The sequence below is a fragment of the Pauljensenia sp. C0254C2 genome (assembly GCF_056583835.1).
In genome coordinates this window covers 1-991 of record NZ_JBWPJO010000038.1, presented here as the reverse complement: position 1 = coordinate 991, position 991 = coordinate 1, and the positions used below count along the sequence as shown (strand labels likewise).

2 tRNA genes and 1 rRNA gene are annotated in these 991 nt (G+C 46.5%); all 3 read right to left on the bottom strand.

The features are described from left to right. Window positions 1-580: ribosomal RNA gene (locus AC1DA5_RS10565) — 23S ribosomal RNA — on the bottom strand; the annotation flags it as partial. A gap of 159 nt (window positions 581-739) precedes the next feature. Continuing rightward, window positions 740-812: transfer RNA gene (locus AC1DA5_RS10560), tRNA-Ala, on the bottom strand. A 5-nt stretch (window positions 813-817) separates the two neighbouring features. After that, window positions 818-892 (bottom strand) — tRNA-Ile (locus AC1DA5_RS10555). Between the last annotated feature and the right edge of the window lie 99 nt (window positions 893-991).

The following is a 991-nucleotide window of genomic DNA, read 5'->3' as shown; positions in this document are numbered from 1 at the left end:
CGACAGCTTGTAGGCACATGGTTTCAGGAACTATTTCACTCCCCTTCTGGGGTGCTTTTCACCTTTCCCTCACGGTACTGGTTCACTATCGGTCACTAGGGAGTATTTAGCCTTGCGAGATGGTCCTCGCTGCTTCCGACGGGGTTTCACGTGTCCCGCCGTACTCAGGATCCTGAACTGAGAGAGTGCCGTTTCGTCTACTGGGCTTTCACCATCTCTGGCACAGCTTCCCAACTGTTTCGACTACGTCGCTCTTTGGTAACTCAAATGTTCAGTCCTACAACCCCAACGAGCAAGCTCGTTGGTTTGGGCTCTTCCCCGTTCGCTCGCCGCTACTAAGGGAATCGATGTTTCTTTCTCTTCCTGCAGCTACTGAGATGTTTCAGTTCACTGCGTCTACCGCTTGCTAGCTATAGATTCACTAGTCAAGCAACCAACGACTAAGTTGGTTGGGTTTCCCCATTCGGAAATCTCCGGATCAAAGCGTACTTACCGCTCCCCGAAGCATATCGGTGTTAGTCCCGTCCTTCATCGGCTCCTAGTACCAAGGCATTCACCATGCGCCCTTCATAACTTAACCTTGATAATCACGAAGTGATTATCCGATTAATTGAGTTAGCGATTAATTTCTAAAAAACTCAAAATAACGCGGTGTTCTCGGTTTGTTTTGTTAATTAATAAAGAAAATTGATATTATTTAGTTTTCAAAGTGCAAGCTCGTTAACCTCACGGTTAGCAATGGAGAATAACGGAATCGAACCGATGACCTCCTGCTTGCAAAGCAGGTGCTCTCCCAGCTGAGCTAATTCCCCATATATGGGCCTAAATGGACTTGAACCATCGACCTCACGCTTATCAGGCGTGCGCTCTAAACCAGCTGAGCTATAGGCCCAAATAAGCGTCATAATCTTGTTTTGAGAGTAAACCTCTCAAAACTAAACAAAGTTTCCACAATGTGTAGGTTTCCGTTTTATTCCTTAGAAAGGAGGTG